At 70.6% G+C, this 21,675-nt stretch carries 18 protein-coding genes; 9 read left to right on the top strand and 9 right to left on the bottom strand.

The genetic code is table 11. From position 1 onward, the window contains the following. Together ACFVW8_RS31415 and ACFVW8_RS31410 are read right to left on the bottom strand one after the other, a co-directional pair. Positions 1-1,433 (bottom strand): M81 family metallopeptidase (locus ACFVW8_RS31415; RefSeq protein WP_389696000.1); only part of this gene is annotated, 1,433 nt, incomplete at its 3' end. 69 nt (positions 1,434-1,502) lie between these two features. Then, complete coding sequence (locus tag ACFVW8_RS31410; RefSeq protein ID WP_389695997.1) at positions 1,503-2,699, bottom strand: ROK family protein; 1,197 nt, start codon at positions 2,697-2,699, stop codon at positions 1,503-1,505. 421 nt (positions 2,700-3,120) lie between these two features. On the opposite strand from ACFVW8_RS31410, the gene ACFVW8_RS31405 reads away from it, so the two are divergent. From ACFVW8_RS31405 to ACFVW8_RS31385, 5 genes are all read left to right on the top strand, one after another. Continuing rightward, positions 3,121-4,929: a peptide ABC transporter substrate-binding protein gene (locus tag ACFVW8_RS31405; protein WP_389695995.1), complete on the top strand. Its 1,809-nt coding sequence runs from the start codon at positions 3,121-3,123 to the stop codon at positions 4,927-4,929. A 61-nt stretch (positions 4,930-4,990) separates the two neighbouring features. Beyond that, positions 4,991-5,950: an ABC transporter permease gene (locus tag ACFVW8_RS31400; protein ID WP_389695993.1), complete on the top strand. Its 960-nt coding sequence runs from the start codon at positions 4,991-4,993 to the stop codon at positions 5,948-5,950. Then, the gene (locus ACFVW8_RS31395) at positions 5,947-6,840 is read left to right on the top strand and encodes an ABC transporter permease (RefSeq protein ID WP_389695991.1); all 894 of its coding nucleotides are present in this window, start codon (positions 5,947-5,949) and stop codon (positions 6,838-6,840) included. The genes ACFVW8_RS31400 and ACFVW8_RS31395 overlap by 4 nt, the downstream gene beginning before the upstream one ends. Next, positions 6,837-8,549 carry a dipeptide ABC transporter ATP-binding protein gene (locus ACFVW8_RS31390; RefSeq protein ID WP_389695989.1) on the top strand — a complete coding sequence of 571 codons (1,713 nt, stop codon included), beginning with the start codon at positions 6,837-6,839 and terminating at the stop codon, positions 8,547-8,549. The genes ACFVW8_RS31395 and ACFVW8_RS31390 overlap by 4 nt, the downstream gene beginning before the upstream one ends. After that, positions 8,546-9,472 carry an ROK family protein gene (locus ACFVW8_RS31385; RefSeq protein ID WP_389695987.1) on the top strand — a complete coding sequence of 309 codons (927 nt, stop codon included), beginning with the start codon at positions 8,546-8,548 and terminating at the stop codon, positions 9,470-9,472. Before ACFVW8_RS31390 ends, ACFVW8_RS31385 begins: the two co-directional genes overlap by 4 nt. A gap of 26 nt (positions 9,473-9,498) precedes the next feature. On the opposite strand, the gene ACFVW8_RS31380 is transcribed toward ACFVW8_RS31385, so the two are convergent. From ACFVW8_RS31380 to ACFVW8_RS31355, 6 genes are all read right to left on the bottom strand, one after another. Beyond that, positions 9,499-10,236: an ANTAR domain-containing protein gene (locus ACFVW8_RS31380; RefSeq protein ID WP_389695985.1), complete on the bottom strand. Its 738-nt coding sequence runs from the start codon at positions 10,234-10,236 to the stop codon at positions 9,499-9,501. After that, complete coding sequence (locus tag ACFVW8_RS31375) at positions 10,233-10,952, bottom strand: GAF and ANTAR domain-containing protein (RefSeq protein WP_389695983.1); 720 nt, start codon at positions 10,950-10,952, stop codon at positions 10,233-10,235. Before ACFVW8_RS31375 ends, ACFVW8_RS31380 begins: the two co-directional genes overlap by 4 nt. Before the next feature lie 51 nt (positions 10,953-11,003). Beyond that, positions 11,004-11,366, bottom strand: a complete 363-nt coding sequence (locus ACFVW8_RS31370; protein WP_389695981.1) for an STAS domain-containing protein — start codon at positions 11,364-11,366, stop codon at positions 11,004-11,006. 200 nt (positions 11,367-11,566) lie between these two features. Next, complete coding sequence (locus ACFVW8_RS31365) at positions 11,567-12,415, bottom strand: SigB/SigF/SigG family RNA polymerase sigma factor (RefSeq protein ID WP_389696002.1); 849 nt, start codon at positions 12,413-12,415, stop codon at positions 11,567-11,569. A 91-nt stretch (positions 12,416-12,506) separates the two neighbouring features. Then, complete coding sequence (locus tag ACFVW8_RS31360) at positions 12,507-12,791, bottom strand: hypothetical protein (RefSeq protein WP_389695979.1); 285 nt, start codon at positions 12,789-12,791, stop codon at positions 12,507-12,509. A gap of 332 nt (positions 12,792-13,123) precedes the next feature. After that, positions 13,124-14,356 (bottom strand): PucR family transcriptional regulator, encoded by a 1,233-nt coding sequence (locus tag ACFVW8_RS31355; protein WP_389695977.1) that lies wholly within the window; start codon positions 14,354-14,356, stop codon positions 13,124-13,126. Positions 14,357-14,527: 171 nt separating this feature from the next. Here ACFVW8_RS31355 and ACFVW8_RS31350 point away from each other — a divergent pair, with 171 nt between their 5' ends. Continuing rightward, positions 14,528-15,955, top strand: a complete 1,428-nt coding sequence (locus tag ACFVW8_RS31350) for an alkyl sulfatase dimerization domain-containing protein (protein ID WP_389695975.1) — start codon at positions 14,528-14,530, stop codon at positions 15,953-15,955. After that, positions 15,943-17,289, top strand: a complete 1,347-nt coding sequence (locus ACFVW8_RS31345; protein ID WP_389695973.1) for an MFS transporter — start codon at positions 15,943-15,945, stop codon at positions 17,287-17,289. Before ACFVW8_RS31350 ends, ACFVW8_RS31345 begins: the two co-directional genes overlap by 13 nt. Before the next feature lie 107 nt (positions 17,290-17,396). Here ACFVW8_RS31345 and ACFVW8_RS31340 read toward each other — a convergent pair whose 3' ends face one another. Then, positions 17,397-19,079, bottom strand: coding sequence for a SulP family inorganic anion transporter (locus ACFVW8_RS31340; protein ID WP_389695971.1), 1,683 nt, complete (start codon positions 19,077-19,079; stop codon positions 17,397-17,399). 226 nt (positions 19,080-19,305) lie between these two features. Here ACFVW8_RS31340 and ACFVW8_RS31335 point away from each other — a divergent pair, with 226 nt between their 5' ends. After that, positions 19,306-20,637, top strand: coding sequence for a DUF1254 domain-containing protein (locus tag ACFVW8_RS31335; protein ID WP_389695969.1), 1,332 nt, complete (start codon positions 19,306-19,308; stop codon positions 20,635-20,637). Further along, positions 20,634-21,675 (top strand): DUF1254 domain-containing protein (locus tag ACFVW8_RS31330; RefSeq protein ID WP_389695967.1); only part of this gene is annotated, 1,042 nt, incomplete at its 3' end. The genes ACFVW8_RS31335 and ACFVW8_RS31330, both read left to right, overlap by 4 nt.

The following is a 21,675-nucleotide window of genomic DNA, read 5'->3' as shown; positions in this document are numbered from 1 at the left end:
AACATGGGCCGGCGGATGCGGTGGTGGCCGAGGCGGACCAGGTCCTGGTCCACGCCGCCCGGGGTGAGGGCCATCTTCCAGTCGGCGGCCATGGCGAAGAGTTCGGGTTCCAGGTAGCCGATCTTCACGATGACGATGTCCGCGCCGCGCGGGTCGAGGTCGAGGTCGGTGAAGTCGTGCTCGTGGTGGTACGGCTTGCGCAGCCCGGTGAGGATCACGTACACACTGCCGACGCGCACCACGACCTCGGTCCGGGCGTCGCGGTCCCCGTGCCGGACGGCGTGCACGACGCCGGTGAGCGTGACGGGACCGGAGTGCCGGTCGTCCACCTCGGCACCGGCCGTCACCGTGACACGGGCCCCGACCCCGGCCTCGGCTGCCTGCCGGACGGCCTCGGGCCCCGGCACCGAGGCGTACAGGACGGTCGGCCCGTCCTCGCTGCGGAACTCCGGGCGCGCGAGGAGCCGGGTCAGGCCCCAGGTCACGTCACCGGCGCCACCCGCGGTCGGGTTGTCGCCGGTGTCGCTCACGAAGTACGGACGGCGATCGCCCGCCAGCGCCTCGTCCAGGATGGCGTCGAAGGTGCCGGTGGGGGCGACGAAGTCGAAGTCGTGGCGGGCGTCCCAGAAGCCGCGGGCCAGCCGCTCGGCACCGGCGGCCACGGCCTGCTCGTCGTGCCCGGTCACCACGACCGTCGCACGGTTGCGGGGTTCGTCGGCCCAGGCGTAGCCGACCCAGATCGCGGCATCCGTCACACCGTCGAGGCGCTCGACCTCGGCGACGGCCCCGTACACGCTCTTCGCCGGCTCGATGCGGGTGGAGGTCTGCTCGCCGGCCAGCAGTACGGGGACGGGGACCCATGCCTTGAACGGGCGGGGGGCGCCGGAGACGACGTGGGTCAGCAGATTGCGGACGGCACGCTCCTTGGTCTCCATGTGGTCCTCGTGCGGGGCCATCCGGTAGCACGTGATGAGATCGCTGCGGTGGACGAGGGCGCGCGAGACATTGCCGTGCAGGTCCATGGAGGTGGAGACGATCACGTCGTCGCCGACGACATCCCGAATGCGTTCGAGGAGCACGGCCTCGGCGTCGTCCACGCCCTCGACGGTCATCGCTCCGTGGATGTCGAACCACAGACCGTCCATCCTGGGCAGTGCGGCGAGCCGGGTGAGGAGCTCCTCGGTGAGTTCCTTCCACGCCTCGGCGGTGACGGTGCCGCCCGGCAGTGACTTGCCGACGAGCGCGCCGTGCCAGTCGGCCGCCTCGCGCAGTTCCTCGCCGGGCGCGAGGAAGGGATAGCGATCGAGCACCTCCTGGCCGCGCGAGGGATGGAACGCGGGGGCCTCGGTGCGGGCGGGGGAGAAGGTGGACGACTCGATGCCGAGACCGGCGATCGCGAAGACGGGGCGTCGGGAAGGGGTGGGGTGCGACATGGCTCCTCGTTCGTACGGGTGGTGCGGATGCGGTGGGCGCGGGCCGAGGGGGCGGGTGGCCGGAACCGGTCAGGGGCCCGGGTCTGTTCCGGCGACCTCGCGCAGTGCCTCGGCGAACGCCGTCTGCAGGGCGAACTGCCCCGCGCCGACCAGGCCCGCGTCGGCGCCGAGAACAGCGCGTTCGATGGCGAGGTGCTCGGTGACCAGCGGGTGGCAGCTCTCGTAGAGCTGGCTGCGGACGGCGGCGACGAACGGCTCGACGGTGGAGAGGATGCCGCCGAGATAGACGGCGTCCGGGTTGAAGAAGTTGACGTTCGCGGCGAGCACCTGCCCGAGGTAGTCCCCGGCCCTGCGCACCGCGCGGTTGGCCTCCGGGTGCGACTCGGTGGCCAGCCTGACCACGTCCTCGGCGCTCGCGACGCCCACCCCGGCCTCCCGCAGCACCCGGACGAGAGCGGCACCCGAGGCGACCGTCTCCAGACAGTCCGTGTTGCCACAGGAACAGGGCACATCGGCGCCGCGCGCGATGCGGATATGGGTGATCTCCCCGGCCGCGCCCGTACCGCCGCGGTAGAGCCGGCCGTCCACCAGGGCGGCCGCACCGATCGCGGTGCCCATCTTGACCATGATCACCTGCTGGTGGCGCCCCTGGCGGGCGGTGTGCTCGCCGACGGCCATGCAGTTGGCGTCGTTGTCGGCGGCGGCCGGTACCGCGAAGCGCTCCTGGAGCCAGGACAGGACGGGAAAGCGGTTCCAGCCCGGCATCCGCGAGGGCTGCACGACCTGGCCCGTGGCGGTGTCGACCGGGCCGGGCAGGGAGAGGCCGACACCGCGCAGCCGGGACCTGCCGTGCCGTTCGACCAGCTCCTCCAGGGTCACGGCCAGCCGCGAGAGCGCCGCCTGCGGGCCATCGGCGATCTCCAGCGGCACGGTGGACACATCGCGCAGTTCCCCGCCGGACAGGACGATGCCGACACGGGCGTGCTTGCCGCCCAGGTCGGCAGCGACGGCGAATGCGTCCTGACCGCCGAGCCTGAGCACCCTGCGGGGGCGCCCACCGGTCGAGGAGTGAGTCCCCTCCTCGGCGACGAGGCCGCGCTCCACCAGTTGCGCCACGGCCACCGAGACGCTGGAGGCCGCGGCGCCGAGCAGCTCGGAGAGCTGCGCCCGTGAGGTGGCCCGTCCGGAGGCGATGAGTTCGAGGGCTTGTGCGGCCAGCGCCGAGGTACCTGCCGGCTTGCGGCGCCGCATACTTTTTTCAGTCATCCAGGTGCTTACTTCCGCAGGGTCGGTTCGATGGGAACAGTACGCCTGGAGTCCCGCCCCGTGAATGGGGATACGCAGGGTGATTCACGCCACAGAAGCCCACTAATGTGCGCGAATCCCCTTCAGGATGGACCGAGTCGAACCCGGCCCGGACTTTTTGCACAACCGGAGATACTTAGTTGTTACACAACTTTGTTTGTGCGAGAGCCGCGGCAGGCGTTAGCTGGCCCCGAAGCCACCGTTCGCTTCGCGTTCGCTTCGCGTTCGCTTCGCGTTCGCTTCGCGTTCGCTTCGCGTTCGCCGGCCGGATCGGCGTGCGCTGTCGCGTTCGCCGACCGGACCGGCTTCCTGTTCAGTGCCGAACCGACGGTGCGACGCCCGGCCCCGGGCGGCCCAAGGGCCCGTCACCTGGAGGAGATACATGTCCCCTGCTCGCACAGCGATGCGCCGGCACCGGGTGCTCGCCGCCGGCGCCTGCGCGGCCGTTGGCCTGCTGCTCAGCGGCTGCACGGGTGGCGTCTCCGCGCCCTCGGGCTCGAAGAACGAGATCAACTACGCGCTCCCGGCGAACTTCACGCCCAACTGGATTCTTCCGGTGGGCGCGCCGGGCCATCTCAACACCAACAACGCCTCCATATCCCAGACGATGTGGGAGCCGCTGATCGCCTACGACGGATCCACCGGCAAGATCGGCTGGAACAAGGACAACTCCCTCGCCACCGACGCCCACTTCGCCAAGGACAACAAGAGCGTCACCATCACCCTCGGCGACCGCCACTGGAGCGACGGCAAGCCGGTCACCTCGCGGGACGTCGAGTTCTGGTTCAACCTGGTCCGGGAGAACAAGAAGTCGTGGGCGAGTTACAGCCCGGGCAAGGCCCCGGACACCTGGAGCTCCTTCAGGACCATCGACGACCGGCACTTCACGCTCGACTTCGACCGCTCCTACAACCGGCAGTGGATGCTCGCCAACGAGCTGAGCATGATCCGGCCCATGCCCCAGCACGTGTGGGACAAGACCAGCGACTCGGGCGCCGTCTCCGACCTCGACCGCAGCCGGGCCGGGGCCAAGAAGGTGTGGACGTACCTGAACGGTGTCGGCAAGAAGATCTCCGGCTACGCGAGCGACCCGCTGTGGAAGACGGTCAGCGGCCCGTACACGCTGAAGTCGTTCGACACCTCCGGGAAGGTCGAGCTCACCGAGAACACGAAGTACGACGGCCAGGGGGCGGCGCACGTCCGGCAGATCAATCTGCTCCCCTTCACCACCGTGGCCGCCGAGGAGAACGCGCTGCGGGCCGGGACGGTCGACTACGGCTACATCAAGGCCGCCGACCTCGGGCTGAAGAAGTCCTTCACCGACCTCGGATACCACGTCGAGCGGTGGTCCGGCTGGGCCGTGACGTACATGCCGTACAACTTCAACAACCCCGAAATGGGCGCGGTATTCAAGCAGTTGTACGCCCGGCAGGCGATCCAGATGTCCGTCGACCAGAAGACGCTGGCCAAGGTCCTCTTCAACAGCACCGCGGTTCCCACCTTCGGTCCGGTCCCGCAGGGGCAGCCCTCCGCCTTCCTCGCCAAGGAGCAGCAGGACGAGCCGTACCCCTACTCCACCGCCAAGGCGCGCAAGCTGCTCACGGACCACGGCTGGACCTCGAAGGGCGGCACCATGGTCTGCACCTCGCCCGGTGACGGAGAGGGACACTGCGGCAAGGGCGTCGACAAGGGCACCGAGTTCAAGATGCAGGTGCTCTCCCAGTCCGGCTCCACCGAGACGGACAACATGATGAGCGCCCTCCAGTCCTCCTTCGAGGAGACCGGAATCGACTTCGGTATCAAGACCGCGCCGGTCAACTCCGTCCTCTCGCAGGCCGGTCAGTGCGAAAAGGGTGACTCCGGCTGCAAGTGGCAGCTCTCCTTCTTCGGCAGTGCGGGCAGCTGGTACTTCCCCGCCTACCCGAGCGGCGACGCGCTCTTCGCGAGCGGCGGCGGCTCCAACTTCGGGAGCTACTCCAACCCCCGGGTCGACAAGCTGATCGACCGGACCACCACCTCGTCGTCCCCCGACGCCATGCCCGCCTACGGGTCGGCCATCGCCAAGGACCTTCCCGTGGTCTGGCTCCCCGAGCCCGACTACCAGGTCTCCGTGATCAGGGACGGTCTCGGAGGGTTCTCCCAGGACTCCCTCGCCAACTTCCACCCCGCGATGTGGGCGTGGAAGAAGTGACCCCACGCCCCGCCTCACCTGCCCGCAGCCGTCCTGTCCCCACCCAGCCCTCCGGAACCCCATGAGCACTTACTCCTTCCTCATCAGGCGTGTCCTGCAGGCCCTGGCGGTGGTCCTCCTCGTGACCGTCGTGGTGTTCTGCCTGCTGCACGCCCTCCCCGGGGGGCCCGCCCGCGGCATCCTCGGGCCCCAGGCCACCGCCCAGCAGATCACCGCGTTCAACCACGAGCAGGGACTCGACAAGCCGCTGCCGGTTCAGTACGTGTACTACCTGAACCAGCTGATCCACGGCGATCTCGGCATCTCGTACACACTCAACGAGCCCGTCTCGCAGCTGATCACCGAACGGCTGCCGAAGACGCTGCTGCTGACCATCCTCTCGGCGGTCGTCGGGCTGCTGTTCGCGGTGCCGCTCGGCGTGTGGCAGGCCGTCCGCCGCAACAAGCCGGCCGACTACATCATCACCACGCTCAGCTTCATCGCCTACTCCACGCCCGTGTACTTCCTCGGGCTGATCCTGGTCCTCGTCTTCAGCCAGGTCCTGCCCTGGTTCCCGGCGCAGGCCCCCCAGGGCAACGGCGTCCTCGACGTCCTCTCGCAGCCCCAGGGACTCGTGCTGCCCGTAGTGGCGGGCGCGGCCACGATGATCGCCGTCTTCAGCCGTTACATGCGCTCGGCGACGCTGGAGAACCTCACCGAGGACTACGTGCGCACGGCGCGGGCGGGCGGCACCAGCGCACGGTCCGTCCTGACGCGGCACGTGTTCCGCAACTCGCTGACCCCGGTGGTGGCCATGCTCGGCTACTACGTTCCGGTGCTCTTCGGCGGTGCACTCGTGGTGGAGCAGCTATTCAACTACCCGGGGATGGGACTGCTGTTCTGGACCGGCGCCCAGTCCTCCGACTATCCCGTGCTGCTGGGCTGTGTCCTGGTCATCTCGGTCGCCACGGTGATCGGGACCCTGCTGGCCGACATCCTCCAGCGCGTCATCGACCCCCGAGTGAAGGCAGGTCGGTCATGAGTTCCCTCACCTCCCTGGACGGGATCCCCACGGCGCCGCCGCGCGCCGCTTCAGGGCGCCGGCTCGCGGTCCGCCGCTTCCTGCGCAACCGCCTCGCCGTGGTGGGGCTCGGCATGGTGGTCTTCTTCCTGCTGTTCTGCTTCGTCGGCCCTCTGGTCTACTCGACCGACCAGACGCACACCCTGCTCCAGCAGGTCAACCAGTCGCCCAGCGGTGCGCACTGGCTCGGCACCGACGCCGTCGGCCACGACGAGCTGGGCAGGCTGATGTTCGGCGGCAAGGTGTCCCTGATCGTCGGGCTCTCCGCCGGAGTGCTCGCCACGGTCATCGGCACCCTGTGGGGCGCCGCCGCCGGTTACGCGGGCGGCTGGATCGACGCGGTCATGATGCGCGTCGTCGACGCGGGGATCGCCATTCCCGCGCTCTTCATCCTCCTGGTGGTCTCCGCCATCACCACCCCGGACCTGACCGGCCTCGTCCTCATCCTCGGCCTCATCTCCTGGCTGGTGCCCTCGCGGCTGGTGCGGGCGGAGACCCTGACGCTGAAGAACCGGGACTTCGTCCTCACGCTCCGCGCGATCGGCGGCAGCCACGGGCGCGCCATCATCCGGCACATCCTGCCGAACTCGGTGTCGACCGTCATCGTGGCCGCCACGTTCCAGATCGCCGACGCGATCCTGCTGGTGGCCTACGTCTCCTATCTCGGCCTGGGCGTCCAGCCCCCGTCCACCGACTGGGGCGGGATGCTCTCCTCGGGAATGACCGCCGCCTACTCGGGATACTGGTGGCTCATCGTGCCTCCCGGCCTGGCCATCATTCTGGTGGTGTGGGCGTTCAACGCGATCGGGGACGGACTCCGCGACGCATTCGACGTGAGGGGACGCGCATGAGCGCCGTTCAGCGACCGGCCGCCCCCGCGCCCGGCGACCACATACTCGAACTCGACGACCTGGGCGTCGTCTTCACCACGGAGACCGGCACGGTGGACGCCGTACGCGGCGTGTCCCTGCACGTCGCCCCCGGCGAGACGCTCGCTCTGGTCGGCGAGTCGGGCTCCGGTAAATCCACGGTGGCGCTGGCCGCCATCGGGCTGCTCGCCGGCAATGCCCGGGCCACCGGGAAGGCCGTCGTCGACGGCACGGACATCGTCGGCGCCGGCGAGCAGCGGCTGTCGCGGCTGCGCGGTGCGACCGTCTCCATGGTGTTCCAGGAACCGGCCACCGCCCTCGACCCGCTCACCCGGGTCGGCAAGCAGATCGCGGAGGTGATCCGCAACCACCGGCGGGTGTCCGCCGCGGACGCCGCCGCGCGCGCCGTCGAACTCCTGCGCCGCGTCGGCATCCCCGAGCCCGAGCAGCGGGCCCGGTCCTACCCGTTCCAGCTTTCCGGCGGTCAGCGTCAGCGGGTGGTCATCGCGATGGCCATCGCCAACGAACCGGCGCTACTGATCGCGGACGAGCCCACCACCGCACTCGATGTGACGGTGCAGGCGGAAATCCTCGATCTGCTGCGCCGGCTCGCGGTGGAGACCGGGACGGGCGTCCTCCTGGTGACCCACAACATGGGCGTCGTCGCGGACTTCGCCGACCGGGTCGCGGTGATGTACCAGGGCGAGATCGTGGAAACCGGTTCCGTCGAGGACGTACTCCTTCGCCCCTCTCACGACTACACCAGGCGGCTGCTGTCCGCGGTGCCCCGGCTCGCTGTCGCCGAGGCCGCCGAGCCCGGTACCCGGCGCGCAGCCGAACCGCTCGCCGGGGAACCCGCGGTGGAACTCAGGGACGTCTCGGTGGTCTTCGGCCGCGGGAAGCAGGCGACCCGGGCCCTGGAGAGCGTCTCCTTCGCCGTACACCCGGGCGAGACCCTCGGTCTGGTCGGCGAGTCGGGCTCCGGGAAGTCCACCGCGTCGCGGGTCGCACTCGGCCTGATCACGCCGGCATCCGGCTCGGTCACCCTCTTCGGCGCCGACCTGGCCACCACCCGCGCACGGGCACGTCGCGCGCTGCGCGCCGGGATCGGTGTCGTGCTCCAGGACCCGGTCGCCTCGCTCGACGCCCGGATGACGGTCGGCGAGTGCGTCGCCGAACCGTTGCGGGTGCACCGCAGGGGTCTGTCCGCCAAGGAGCGGACGTCGCTGGTCGCCGAGGTCCTCGACCGGGTCCGGCTGCCGCGCGAGGTGGCACGGCGTGCGCCGCGCGAGCTCTCCGGCGGTCAGCGCCAGCGGGTGAGCCTCGCCCGCGCCCTGGTCCTGGAGCCGCGCCTGCTGGTGGCGGACGAACCCACCAGCGCCCTGGACGTGAGTGTGCAGGAGGCCGTCCTCGAAGTGATCGCGGAACTCCAGGACGAGCTGGGCTTCGCCTGCCTCTTCGTCTCCCACGACCTGGCCGTCGTGCAGCAGTTCGCGCGCCGCGTGGTGGTCATGCGGGCCGGGCGTGCCGAGGAGCAGGGGCTCACCTCGGAGACCCTGCTGCATCCGGAGACCGACTACACCCGGCGCCTGCTGGCGGCCGTCCCCGTACCCGACCCCGTGGTGCAGCGTGCCCGCAGAACAGAGCGACTGGCGACCCTGGCCGCCGGCCGGACGGAGGGGCAGGGATGAGCGGGCACGTCCCCCGGGTCTTCGCCGGGATCGACATCGGCGGCAGCACCACCCAGGTGGTGCTGTGCGACGAGGAACTGAACGTGCTCGACCGCGCGGACACGGCCACTCCGGCCGCTGACGGCGGCGGGGCGATGATCGCCGCGGCACTCGACGCGCTCGCCGCCGTGCGTGCGCGCACGCCGGGCAGCCTCGCCGCCGTGGGGGTGGGCGCCGCCGGCGTCGTGGACTCCGTCACCGGGCACATCCTGGTGGCGAGCGATTCGTTCACCGACTGGGCCGGTTTCCCCGTGGCCGCCACCCTGCGCACGGCGCTCGGGGTGCCCGCCTTCGTCGACAACGACGTCAACGCCTTCCTGCGCGGCGAGGTCGCCTGCGGTGCCGTGGCGGGCCAGACGGACGTCCTCGGCATGACGCTCGGCACCGGCGTCGGCGGGGCACTGTGGACGGCCGGGGCGCTGCATGCCGGAGCGCACGGCGCGGCCGGGGAGATCGGTCACATCCCGGGCTTCGGTGACCTGCCGTGCACCTGCGGCGGCCGGGGCCATCTGGAGACGCTGGCCTCCGCCCGTTCGATCCGGGCCCGCTACGGCGAACGCACCGGACGGTGGCTTACCGCCCGCGAGGTGGCCGAAGCGGCCCGGGCCGGGGACGCGGACGCTCACGCCGTGTACGCGGCAGCGGGGGCGGGGATCGCACGGGCGCTGGTGATGACCGCCGGCCTCGTCGACATCAGCACGGTCGTGATCGGGGGCGGGGTGAGCGGCGCCTGGCCCCTGCTCGAACCGCTGATTCAGCAACCGCTCGCCGCCGAACCGCCGGTCAGCGGCCGGCCCGTCAAGCTGGTACCGGCTGCCCTGGGAGACGACGCCGTTCCGCTGGGAGCGGCGGCCCGGGCGCGTCACGAACTGGCCACAGACTGACTGCCATTGTGCAGGGCGGCCGGTGTCTAAGGGCGCGGAATCCGGTCGGTGTCGAGGGTCTGGTCGATGATCTGACGAGCGCAGTCGGAGATGCGCAGCTGGCGGGCCCGGGCGTAGGTGCGCAGGGCGTTGTAGGCCCTGTCGGGGTTGACGGTCCAGCGTTCGGCGAGGATGCCTTTCGCCTGTTCGATGACGATACGGCTGGACAGGGCGCGCTGGAGCTGGCTCTTCTCCAGTTGCTCCTGCCCGAGGTCGCGTTGCTGCAGCAGGGCGATGGTGGCGACGTCCGCGAGGGCCTGGGCGAGCGAGGCGTCCTGAGGACTCAGCGACTGCCGGCGGGTCTGGAAGAGGTTCACCGCCCCGACGGCACGGTCACGGAGTCTCAGCGGGAAGACGTGGCTGGTCCGGAAGCCGCTCTTGCGTGCTTGGTCGGCGAAGGCGGGCCAGGTGCTGTTGGCCACGGGATCATGCAGGTCGATGTTGGAACGTGCGCTGCGCGTGCGGTAGCAGTCCAGGCAGGGGCCCTGGTCGTGCTGGATGGCGAAGAGCTCCAGCAGGTGGGTGTTCTCGTCGGACGCGGCGACCGTGTGCAGGAGCCCGTTCTCGTTGGCGAGGAGGATGCCGGCCGCGGAGACGTCGAGGAGGGTGACGCAGTGGGAGCACAGCTCCTCAAGGAATTCGATGAGGTCGAAGTCATCGATCAGGGAGTCCGCGACCTGCACGAAGACATCGGATACTTGCTGCTCGCGGGACATGGATGTCATCCCCTCGTCTCCTTGGGTGATTCGGGTTCGGGGTTGTCGTCGTCCAGCCGGAGGCGTCGGGAGACGACGTCTTCGGCGGTGTCGATGATGGACCGGTCGTGACTGTAGGCGTAGGCGCGCAGCCGGAGCAGGGCCTTGCCGAGCGGGAGTTCGAGCTGGACGCTGAGCATGCCGGTGGCCTGATGGACGACGGCCCGGTGCAGTTCCCCGTCCGGCTTTGCGTCCACCCAGGCATCGACGCGTGCGCCGGCACCGCCGAGGAACTGGAGGGTCAGGGCTGCCGCGAGACCCAGTGCGTCGTCCATCTGCTGGCCGCTCATATGGCCCGGGGACGCGCGGAGCGCGGTCAGGACACCGACCGTGATGCCGCCGAGGGCCAGCGGGAGACAGAACATGGCACGGATCGGCAGCTGGGCCATCGCAGGTACGAGAGCGGGCCATCGTTCCCCGCCCACCGCCGCCAGGTCATGCTCCAGCGCCGCCTGACCGGTACGCAGGGCATCAGGCCCAGGGCCCTCGCCGAGGGTGAACTGGAGATCCTCGAAGGACGCACCGGCTTCATCGGAGGACCACAGCTGTTCGGTGACCTGGCCGTCGACCGCGAGGGACACCACGAGATGATCCATCCCGAGCACCGAGACACAGCCGTCGTCGAGAGGCGCCGCAGCATCCAGATGCAGGGCCCGCAGGATCTCGGTCATTTCGGGGCTGAGCACCGGCCGCCACCTTTCGTTCCCCATCATACCGGGGGAGCGAAACGCTGATCTTTATACCGCTTCATCGTGGCCCAGCTGCCCGGACGCGAAGGGATCCCGGCCGAGCAGGGTGTCCGCGGTGTCGGTCAGGGTGAGCATGCGCAGGACGGCGGGGGCGGGCGCGTGTGCCTGGAAGGTCCGTCCGCCTGCGCGGGCGTCCTGAGCCGCCTTGAGGAGAGCGCTGAGTCCGCCGCAGTCACAGAATGCCACGGCGCTCAGATCCACGTGCATGGCCAGGGCCTCGGTGCTCAGGGCCGCCGCGAATGCGCGGGTGAACACGCAGGAGGAGTCCAGATCCATCACGCCTGCCAGGACGATGGCGGTGCCCGAGTCCTCCTGGTGCCGGTCGGCGTACAGGAGCGGGGAGATCGGCATGACGCGTCCTTCCGGGAAGACATCCGGTTCCGGGGTGGCCGGCCGATTGCCGACGGGCCGGCCGGGTCGAGCGATTCGGTGTGTCGGGTTCGGGGGTGGCTCGGGGCAGCGCCGTGGCACGGCAGAGTTCGGGGCGCCACGGCGCTGCCGCACTTCTGGTTGCCCGCCGCGGCCCCCCAAGGCCGCGGCGGGCAACCCGCCTATTGGTCGGTGAGCATGCCGGTCCGGAGCCGGCTGAGGACCCGTGTGAGAAGGCGCGATACGTGCATCTGCGAGAGCCCGAGCTCGGCACCGATCTGGGACTGAGTCATCTCCTGGCCGAAACGGAGCTGGACGATACGGCGCTCGCGCGCGTCCAGGTCGGCCAGGAGAGGGGCGAGTGCCTGGAGGTCCACGATCAGGTCCAGTGCGGGATCGCAGTCGCCGATGCTGTCCGCGTAGGAGCGGCTGCGGTCACCGACGTGCCCGGTCTCCGGGCTGTCGGCGGGCATGTCGATGGATCCGGCGGTGTAGCCGTTGGCGGCCACCAGCCCCTCGATGATCTCTTCCTCGCTCAGTTCAAGGTGTGCCGCAAGCTCCTTCACCGTGGGCCGGCGATCGAGAGTGCCGGCGAGCTGCTCCCTGGCCTGCGTCAGATTCACCCGCAGCTCCTGGAGCCGTCGGGGCACATGTACGGCCCACGTGGTGTTGCGGAAGTGCCGCTTGATCTCTCCGAGAATGTTGGGGACGGCGAAGCTGGTGAACTCGACCTCGCGGGAGAGGTCGAACCGGTCGATCGCCTTGATCAGCCCTATCGTGCCGACCTGGACGATGTCCTCGAAGTCGCTCCCTCCCCTGCCGCGGAAGCGGCTTGCGACGAAACGCACCAGCGTCACGTTCATCTCGATCAGCGTGTTGCGGACGTACTGGTACTCGCGGGAGCCCTCTTCCAGGACCTGCAACTGTGCGAAGAACAGCTTGGACAGGGCACGCGCGTCCTTCGGAGCCACCTTCTGGGCGTTCTCGATCCAGGGCAGTTCACCGCTGAAGCGGTGTGCCTGCGCGGACAGTTGAGCGGGTGTGGTCGGTACGGGAGTTTCCGTGGTCTGCGTCGGATTCGTCACGTCGTTCCCTTCGCGGTGGGTGTTGCGGTGGCATCCCTCAAGCGCTGCGGCTGCTCGGTCCGCGCGCGGACCGGCGCAGGACGGAGCGCAGGTGCTCGGCTGCCGAGGGGGCCGGCACCCCGATGAGGGCGGCCGCCTGCCCGTAGGTGTGACAGCCGAACAGGACCAGTCCCAGCAGGGTTTGTTCCTGTTCGCCGCACGGTCCGTCGGCGTCGCGCCCGGAGCGCAGCGCCGGCTCGGGCTGCGGTGCCTGTGCGCCGGGATCGGTCGCGTACCTGCGCCACAGATCCGCCGCGAGGCTCTGACGCATCGGGTCCGGCATGGGGTCGGACGCTGTCGCGCACGCGTGCGTCACAGTCGCGACGACCGCCTCGACAGCGCGGTCGACATCCCGGCAGAGCAGCAGAGCAAGGGAGAACAGAGCATCACCATGGCAGTCGTAGACGGCCAACGCCTTGCTTGAACGCGCCCGCGCGACATCCGGTTGCTGGAACCGCGCACCGGGCCTGGAAGGATTCCGGGGAACGCGGCCGGGAGGGCTGTACACCACAATCTCCACCTGCTTCGGCCGTACGGTCAGGGACCGCCGGGGGCAGGGGCGCGCTCCGCACAGTAGCCCTCAATGCGCCGTACGGCTACCTCCATCGGTCTGCCTCATCCACTGCCACGCAGCAGCAGGGCTGCCATGGCCAGGGCGTTTCCGCGCGAGGAGGCGATGTCGAGACCGGTGAGTTCGGCGACCCTGGCCAGTCGGTTGTCCACGGTGTTGGGGTGCAGCCCGAGGTGGTGTGCGGTGCTGCGCCGGTCGTGGCGGTGTTCCAGGTGGACGCGCAGGGTCTCGATGAGTTCGGGCCGGTCTCCGACCGGGTCGAGAAGCGCGGCGATGCGGTCGCTGCTCTCGTCGCGGCGCGACAGGTGGTACTCCAGCAGGACATCGTCCATACGGTGCAGGCCGGCGGGGCGTCCGCAGGCGCGGGCAACCCGGACGATGTCGGTGGCGGTCCGGGCGCCGGCCGGGACGTCCTGGGGACCCGCGGCGGTGACCGCGGCGAGCCGCACACCGGCGCCGCATACCTGCCGGAGCCTGGCCGACAACTCCTCGCCCGCACGGATGCCGTCCGCGTCGTCGGCCCGCTGCGGAGCGATCACATGACCTCCCTCGGCACTGAGCAGCGACACCGCCTCGGTACCGAGTACACGGTCGAGCACGGTCTGCACGCGCCTGACCCGGCGGCGGTCCGCGACGGCCGGGGCCGACGGTTCGTCGTTCTGCGGAACATGCAGGTGAACAACGACGCAGGGGCCTTCGAGGCCCAGCTCCGCCAAGGCGCGCGCGGGAGGCAGGGAGCCGTCCAGCAGCCCGCGTACCAGGGACCGGTGGTGTTCGCGGTGTTCGGCGAAGAGCGCGGCCTGCTCGTCGAGGTAGGTCTCCGCCACGGCGCCGATGATGGCTTCGTGGCCGTGCAGGAGGAAGTCGACGAGTTCGATGAGCGCGCCCTCCTCCCCGTCGGCGGCCTCGTCCCGCAGGGCTTGCCACAGGACGTAGACGCCCGTGGAGTGGCTGCGCAGAAGGGTGTGCAGGGGCATGCCCTCTTCGGCCCGCTGGGCGGCGCGTTCACGGAAGAGGCTGTAGTCGCCCGCGCGGCCCCGGGTGTCGCGTACCCGGCGCAGGAAGAGGCGCAGTCCGTTGCGGACCGTCGCGGCGATCTCCACGTCCTTCACGTCGGCCGGGAGCTCGGTGTACCCCGGCAACTGTTCGAAGGTCTCGCGGGCCATGTGCCGGGCGAGCTCGTTGACGCGGCTCTCGCACCGGGCGGCGAGCGCCTGGGCGGCGGGTGACAGCGCCGGATACGCGCCGTGGCGTTCGGGCGGCGGGATGTCCGGCACCGGGGCGGTCCTCTCTCAGGGCTGTGACATGTCACAGCCTACGAGGCGTTCGACTGTGAGGGCGGAGGGTGTCCCCCCGATGGGCTCCGACGCAGACTCTACGGAGATCAGCGGGCCACCGCAGGGGCAGCCGGGGTGGTCCCCGGTGTGACGTAGGAGGAGCTGGACACTATGACGGAACACAACGCCGGCGGATACATGGAGTACGCGGACCGGGTCTGGTCCGGCGAGGAGTCCCTGCTGGCCCATTTCAGGGGGGAGTTCGCCGACGGCGGTCTGGTCCGCGTCGGCGAACGGACCGGCTTCTTCCCGGCCTTCGCGAACGTCGCGGTGTTCGACACCGGGGACAGTCTTGTGCTGGTCGACTCGGGGGATTTCCGTACTGCCTCCCAACTGCACGAGTCGGTGCGCGTCGGCTCGTCGGCTCCGGTGAGCGCGGTGGTGTACACCCATGGCCACGTGGATCACGTCTTCGGCGTGGAGCCCTTCGACCGGGAGGCTGCCGACGCCGGAACTGGACGCCCCGAGGTCATCGCCCATGAGGCGGTGACGGCGCGCTTCGACCGCTACCGCGAGACGGCGGGGTACAACACCTGGATCAACCGGCGGCAGTTCGGTGTTCCCTCCCTGCAGTGGCCTACGGAGTACCGCTACCCGGACACGACCTACCGCGACCGGCTGACCGTGCGCAGGGGAGAGCTGACCTTCGAGCTGGTGCACGCCCGTGGTGAGACGGACGACCACACCTATGTGTGGATCCCGGAGCTCCGGACCCTGTGCACGGGCGACCTGTTCATCTGGAACTCGCCCAACGCCGGCAACCCGCAGAAGGTGCAGCGCTACCCGGTGGAATGGGCGCGGGCGCTGCGCGACATGCAGGAGCTCGGAGCCGAGGTGCTGCTCCCCGGGCACGGTGTGCCGATCCTCGGCTCCGACCGCATCCAGCAGGCACTCGGGGACACGGCCGAGCTCCTCGAATCCCTCTGCGACCAGACGCGCGGCCTGATGAACGCCGGCGCCCGCCTCGACGAGGTGCTGCACGGAGTGAAGGTCCCGCCGGGCCTCCTGGAGAAGCCGTATCTGCACCCGGCGTACGACGAGCCGGAGTTCGTCGTACGGAACCTGTGGCGCCTGTGGGGTGGCTGGTACGACCAGAACCCGGCGAACCTGAAGCCGGCCCCCGAAGCGGCGCTGGCCGCCGAATTCGCCGACGCGGCAGGCGGCGCCCGGGCACTGGCGGACAGGGCCGGGCAGTTGCTCGGCCGCGGGGAACTGCGGCTGGCGGCGCACCTCGCCGAGACCGCCGCACTGGCCGCTCCGGCCGACCGCGAAGTGGCCCGGATCCGGGCCGAGGTCTTCGCCCGCCGGGCCCGCGACGAGACCTCGACGATGGCTCGCGGCGTCTTCAACTGGGCTGCGGCCGAATCGGCAGCCGTCGCCGCGGGCACCGACGTCGCCACCGAACTGACGCGCAGCGACGAGGGGCGGCGGCGGGCCGCGGGAGCCATCAGCGTCGGTGTCGTCGACGACGACAGTTGCGGATGCGGCACTCCCGACGACGACGGCGCCGAGCAAGGGGTGCGGCCGTGGAAGCAGTGAACGCCGCAGCGCGGCGTACCGGCCCCGCGGACGCGGTGCCTGCCGGTCGCCGAGCATGGACGACCACCTGGCTGCTGCTGGCATTCATGCTGGTGAACTTCGCCGACAAGGCCGTCCTGGGGCTGGCCGGGCCGGAGATCATGAAGGAATTCGGCCTTGACCGCCAGGAGTTCGGCGCGGCCCAGGCCGCCTTCTTCAGTCTCTTCTCGCTGTCCGCGCTGGGAGTGTCGTTCCTGACCCGCAAGGTGCGCACATCGGTGCTGCTCCTGGCGATGGGCCTGCTGTGGTCCGCCACCCAGCTGCCGGTCCTCTGGGGTGCGGCCGGCTTCGGGACGCTGATCGCGACGAGGGTGCTGCTCGGCATCGCCGAGGGACCGTCGGCGCCCGTGGCCGTCCACCATGTGCACGGCTGGTTCGAGCAGCGGGAGCGCACCCTGCCCACGGCGATCCTCATGGTGGGCGCGGCGGCGGGGGTCGCGGTGGCGGCGCCCACGCTCGGCGCGGTGATCTCCCACTTCGGCTGGCGCTGGGCCTTCGGCGCTGCGGGACTGGCGGGTCTGTTGTGGTCGGGGGTGTGGGCGGTCAAGGGCAGGGAGGGGCCGTTGGCCCCACCGGTCGGCCGCGAGGCACGTACAGCGGACGCCGGGCCGGCGGACGCGGAGGTTCCGCTGCGGGCCGTCTTCCTTTCCGGCACGTTCGTCACGGGGGCCCTGGGCGCGTTCGCGGCCTACTGGGTGATGAGTGCGAAGCTCACCTGGCTGCCGGACTATCTGCAGACGGTGGTGGGCTGGGACCTCGGCCGGGCCGGTGCCGCGGTCGGCGGGGCTGCCGTGGCCAACGGCCTGGTTCTGCTGGCGCACGGTCTGCTGGCACGCCGGGCCGCTCTGCGTGGCACCACGGGAAGACTGCCTGCCGGCGCCGGCGCGGGTCTGCTGCTGGTGGCCTCGGCGGGTGCGGTGACCGTGTTCGCCACCGCCGACGCGCCGTGGATCAAGGTCCCGATGATGTTCGGCCCGATGGCGGTCGCCCTGGTCATGATCACCGCCGCGCAGACGGCCATCGCCCGGATCACGCCGCCCTCACAGCGCGGCGTCGTGCTCGGGGCCCTGGTGGCGGTCTTCGCCCTGGGCGGTGTGGTGTCGCCGCTGGTCCTCGGCCGGGTCGTGGACAGCGCGGCGACAGCGACGGCCGGCTATGAGGACGGCTGGCTCGTCACGGCTGCCCTGCTGCTGGTCACCGGCATCCTGGCGACCCTGTACATGCGCCCGGAAAGGGATGCCCGGCGCCTCGGCGTCCCGGAGTACCCCTCCACCGGGGTCGCCGTCAGCCACTGAGCCACCTCCGGCAGCGACTGCCGGGCACGCGGGGACCGGGCGGGCGGCGGAACGGGACTGCGCGAGGCGTGGACGCGCGGATGAGCCGTGGAGCGCTGGGCCACGCCTCACACCGGTCCGCCGGTCGCCGCCGAGACGGCGTCGTCCACGGTGTGGTGGAGGCCGCGCGGTCCGAGGTGAGCCGCCAGGGGGTGCTGGGCCAGGTCCTGTTCGGCGCGTGCCCGTACGTGGGCCAGGTGCAGGGTGATGTCCTTCCTGGCCAGTTCCTCCCGCAGTTCGTCGAGTGCGTCGAGGACCGGGATCCCGAGCCGGTAGCTGCCGGTCAGGTCCAGGACGACGGCTCGCGGGGGAGACGCGGCGCCCGCGACCTGGTCACGGACGGCGAGGCGGACGCGGTTGACGTTGCCGAAGAACAGGCTTCCGTCGGGCCGCACCGCGAGTACGCCGGGCGTCGTGGCGGCGTCCGCGTGCTGCACCGTGTCGGCGTACAGCCGGGTTCCGGGCAGGCGCCCCAGGACGGCGACATTGCGGAGACTGGCCGCGGCGATGAACAGGACGAGGGACAGTGCCACGGCGAGGAGCAGTCCGGGCAGCAGGTCGAAAAGAAGCACTCCGGCCAGGGCGGTGAGCGCGACCCACAGGCTGCGGCGGTCGTGGGAGGCGTAGCGCCGCAGTTCACCCACCCGCATGAAGCCTCGTACGGCCACGATCACGATGGCGCCCAAGACCGGCTCGGGCAGGTCGGTGAAGAGCGGTGTGAGGAGGGCCCCGGTCAGCAGGACCAGGGCGGCGGCGATCAGGGAGACCATCGGGGTCCGGCCGCCCGCACCCGCCGCGGCGGCGCTGCGCGAAGCGCTGCCCGAGACGACGAAACCGCGGAACAGGCCGACCGCGATATTGCTGAGCCCGACCGCGGCCATCTCCCGGTCGGCATCGACCTCCTGGCCGTGCTCGCGGGCGAAGCGGCTGGCGATGCTGAACGCCTCGGCGAAGACCACCAGGGCGACGCCGAGCGCGCCCGCGGCCAGGGCGATCCAGTCCTCGGCGGGGATGCCCGGCAGATGCGGTACCGGGACGGCCGAGGGGATCGTGCCGACGGTGTCCACGCCGTGGTGCTCCAGGCCCAGTGCGGCGGACAGAACGAGCCCCAGCACGAGCACGATCAGCGCGGCGGGGAGGCGGGGTACGAACCGTTCGAGCAGGAACAGCAGCGCCAGCGCGGCCGATCCGACGGCGAGTGTGGCGAGCGACCAGTCGGGTGCCCTGCTCAGGAGGGTCCACAGCCGTTCGAAGAAGTTTCCGTCTCCGCCGGAGACGCCGACGAGTTTGGCGCCCTGGCGGACGACGATGGTCAGGGCCATCCCGAACAGAAAGCCCACCAGGGCGGGTTCGGCGAGGAAGTTGGTGATGAACCCGAGACGGGCGAGGCCGGCGACCAGCAGTACGGCGCCGACGACGACCGCGAGAGCGGCCGACAGACCGACCGCGTCCCTGGGATCGCCGCTGATCTCCGACACCGCCGCGGCCGAGAGGACCGCTGCCGCCGATGTCGCCCCGATGATGAGGAAGTTGGAGCGCCCGAACATCGCGTACACCAGCAGAGCCACCGGGGCCGCGTAGAACGCGTTCTGCGGAGGCACACCGGCGATCTGTGCGTACGCCACACTCTCGGGAACGATCAGGGCCCACGCGGTGAGCGCCCCGAGCATGTCGCCCCGCAGCCGGCCCTTGCGGTAGGTCCCCAGCCAGCCGGCCACCGGCAGGTTCCGGCCCCCCTGCCCGGCGCTCATGCGGACACCCCCTCAGGAGCGTTCGTCGCGTGCCCCATGGCCGGCTCCCTCCGACTCGCGTCCTGTTCATTACGCCTTCTCGTCCGGCCGGGCGCGCACGCAGTAGCCCGAAAAGGTGAAGCAGAGGCTGCCCTGCCCGGCCTCCGGTGCAGGGCTGCGGATGCGTGCTGCGTCGGAATGTGGAAGTTTGAGCCAGAATATGAGCATATGTTCGAGGAGGGGTTTCGTGTCGGAGCTGACTGTCGACGAGGTACGGAAGGCCGCGGCGGAGGGCTGGATCTGGGGGTTCGCACTTCTGCAGAACTACCGCACGATGTATCCGCAGGCGATCGATTCGGGGGACACCCGGTACGTGGGAGGGTTCGGGCGGTTCCGGCACTACTCGGAGCCGTTCACACCGGCCAATACGGACGTGGTGACACCGAACAACGACACCCCGTACTCCTGGGCGTGGCTGGATCTGCGGGCTGAGCCGTGGGTGGTGTCGGTGCCGGCCGTGGACCGGTATTACGTGCTGCCGCTGCACGATCTGGACACCTCGTATGTCGGCTACATCGGTGCCCGCACGACCGGCCCGGAGGCGGGCGACCATCTGGTCGCCGGGCCCGGCTGGGACGGTGAGGTTCCCGGCGCGGTCGCGGGGGTGCTGCGGGCCGACACCTTCCTCGTCGGGATCCTGGGACGCACGTATCTGGCCGGACCCGATGACGTACCGGCCCTGCGGGAGATCCAGGAGGGGTACCGGTTGCGTCCGCTGTCGGAGTTCGCCGGCTCGGCCGCGCCGGATCCGGTGGACGAGCCGGTGTGGCCCGTCTGGCGGGAGGAGGATCTCGGCACGGTCGAGTTCTTCACCCTGCTGGACTTCCTGCTCCAGTTCTTTCCCGTACTCGACAGCGAGCGCGAGCTGCGGGACCGGCTGGCCGCGTCGCTCGGGGTCACGGGCGACGGCGAGTTCGAGCCCGCCGGGCTGACACCGCAGATCCACGCCGCGGTCGAGCAGGGCATCGCGGACGCCCGCGCCCGGCTCGACGAGGCGAAGAAGGACGCGGCCGACTCCACCCACTGGTTCGGCACGCGGGCCGAGCACGGCACCGACTATCTGACCCGGGCGGTCGGCGTCGACAAGGGCCTGTACGGTCTGCCGGCCGCCGAGGCGTGGTACGCGGGCTGGGTCCAGGACGACCTGGGCAACCGGCCGCCGAACGCCGCGACGCACGACCACGTCATCCACTTCGCTCCGGGGGAGCTTCCGCCGGCACGGTACTTCTGGTCGGCGACCATCTACCGGCTGCCCGAGCGGCTCCTCGTTGACAACCCGATCGGCCGCTACTCGATCGGCGACCGCACCCCCGGCCTGGTCCACGACGACGACGGCGGCCTGACCCTCTACGTCGGCAAAGACCGGCCGCAGGACCCGAAGCGGGCGGCGAACTGGCTGCCGGCCCCCGACGGCCCCTTCACCATCGCCATCCGCGTCTACGGCCCCGGGCCCTCGGTGCTCGACGGCTCCTGGACGCTGCCCGCCCTGAGCGCCGACGTCCGAAGGAGCCAGCCGTGACCAGCAGGACCGACAGCCCCGCCGACCTGGCCGCAGACGCCTACGTCTACGGCTACCCACTCGTCTTCGACGTGTCGATGATCTCCGCGTTCATGCACAAGGGCTTCGGCTCCCTGCCGCCCACCCTCTTCAACCGGTTCGGGCACTCCACGAAACTGGCGACCCCGGACGCCCACTTCGTGTCGGTGAACAACGACACCGTCTACTCGATCGCCCAGGTCGACCTCTCCGGCGGCCCGGTCCGGCTTCACGTCCCGGATACCGCCGGCGCGTACTACGTCCTGCAGTTCGTGGACGTGTGGAGCAACAACTTCGCGTACCTGGGAAAGCGTGCCACCGGGACGGAAGCAGGTGACTGGCTCGTCGTCCCGCCCGGCTGGGCGGGCACCGCGCCCGACGGGGTGCGCGGAGTGATCGACGCGCCGACGACAGTGATCTCGATCGTCGGCCGCAACGCCTGCGACGGCCCCGAGGACATGCCCCGGGTACAGGCCCTGCAACAGCAGCTCACCCTCACCCCGCTGAACCCGGCCACCCACGGCACGGGTCTGCCGGCACCGGACCCCGATGTGCCCGACGAGCTCCGCTTCTTCGAGCAACTCCGCGTCTGGATGGCGGACTTCCCGCCCGCAGGCCCCGACCAGGACTACCAGGAACGCTTCCAGCCACTGGGCCTCCTCGAAGAAGGGCCCTCGCCGTATGTGAACGCCGACCCCGCCCTCGTCAAGACACTCACCGAGGGGGCGGCGGCAGGTAAGGCGCGCGTCGAGGCCGCGTCGAACCCGCCCGCCGACGGTGAACGCCCGCCGGGTGCCTGGGAGATGAACCCCCACCTGTTTGACTACAACCTCGACCACTTCGGCATCGGGACGATCGACTCGCCACAGTGGCGGATCGCCGACCGAGAGGCGTCCTACCTGGTGCGGGCGGCCGCGGCGCGTGCCGCGCTCTGGGGCAACCACGGCTACGAGGCGGTGTACGCGCACACCTTCACCGACGCCGACGGCAAGCAGCTCAACGGAGCCCGGTCCTACACCC

The organism is Streptomyces sp. NPDC058221 (genome assembly GCF_042882365.1).
In the GTDB taxonomy this organism is placed as follows: Bacteria; Actinomycetota; Actinomycetes; order Streptomycetales; family Streptomycetaceae; genus Streptomyces.
Note: the sequence above shows the minus strand (reverse complement) of the source record. Positions and strands in the feature narration are given on the sequence as shown.

Bases quoted from the DNA above. Each gene is read 5' to 3' on its own strand.
- ACFVW8_RS31410 (WP_389695997.1), bottom strand. From the start codon at position 2,699: ATGACTGAAAAAAGTATGCGGCGCCGCAAGCCGGCAGGTACCTCGGCG.
- ACFVW8_RS31405 (WP_389695995.1), top strand. From the start codon at position 3,121: ATGTCCCCTGCTCGCACAGCGATGCGCCGGCACCGGGTGCTCGCCGCC.
- ACFVW8_RS31400 (WP_389695993.1), top strand. From the start codon at position 4,991: ATGAGCACTTACTCCTTCCTCATCAGGCGTGTCCTGCAGGCCCTGGCG.
- ACFVW8_RS31395 (WP_389695991.1), top strand. From the start codon at position 5,947: ATGAGTTCCCTCACCTCCCTGGACGGGATCCCCACGGCGCCGCCGCGC.
- ACFVW8_RS31390 (WP_389695989.1), top strand. From the start codon at position 6,837: ATGAGCGCCGTTCAGCGACCGGCCGCCCCCGCGCCCGGCGACCACATA.
- ACFVW8_RS31385 (WP_389695987.1), top strand. From the start codon at position 8,546: ATGAGCGGGCACGTCCCCCGGGTCTTCGCCGGGATCGACATCGGCGGC.
- ACFVW8_RS31380 (WP_389695985.1), bottom strand. From the start codon at position 10,236: ATGACATCCATGTCCCGCGAGCAGCAAGTATCCGATGTCTTCGTGCAG.
- ACFVW8_RS31370 (WP_389695981.1), bottom strand. From the start codon at position 11,366: ATGCCGATCTCCCCGCTCCTGTACGCCGACCGGCACCAGGAGGACTCG.
- ACFVW8_RS31360 (WP_389695979.1), bottom strand. From the start codon at position 12,791: ATGCCGGACCCGATGCGTCAGAGCCTCGCGGCGGATCTGTGGCGCAGG.
- ACFVW8_RS31350 (WP_389695975.1), top strand. From the start codon at position 14,528: ATGACGGAACACAACGCCGGCGGATACATGGAGTACGCGGACCGGGTC.
- ACFVW8_RS31340 (WP_389695971.1), bottom strand. From the start codon at position 19,079: ATGAGCGCCGGGCAGGGGGGCCGGAACCTGCCGGTGGCCGGCTGGCTG.